The sequence below is a fragment of the Leucobacter celer subsp. astrifaciens genome (genome assembly GCF_001273835.1).
Taxonomy (GTDB): domain Bacteria; phylum Actinomycetota; class Actinomycetes; order Actinomycetales; family Microbacteriaceae; genus Leucobacter; species Leucobacter celer.
The window spans coordinates 1-310 of sequence record NZ_JHEI01000100.1 but is presented as its reverse complement, the minus strand read 5'-3'; the positions used below and the strand labels follow the sequence as shown (position 1 = coordinate 310).

At 71.0% G+C, this 310-nt stretch carries 1 pseudogene; it reads left to right on the top strand.

The features are described 5' to 3' along the window. A pseudogene (locus AMS65_RS19720) lies at positions 1–310 on the top strand (amidohydrolase); the annotation flags it as partial.

Sequence of the window (310 nt, the reverse complement as noted above, 5' to 3'; positions counted from 1 at the left end):
GCGCAGGCACTGCGCGCCTCTCCTCGACCTGCAACGGCACGCGGAGCCCTCGGACTACCTCGACCGCCGTTCCCGCCTCGGCCACGAGGAGGTCACCCGCCGCCTGCTGCGTGCGAGCGGAGTCTCGACCTCGCTCATCGATACCGGCACGGTCGGCGGGGAGACCGAGCTCGCATCGAACGAGGACTTCGCGGAGCTGGCGGCCCACGAGGTGCGCGAGATCGTCCGGCTCGAATCGTTGGCCGAAGATCTCCTGCACTCCGGGATCGCCGCGGATGGCTTTCCCGCCGCGTTCCGCCGGGCACTGACC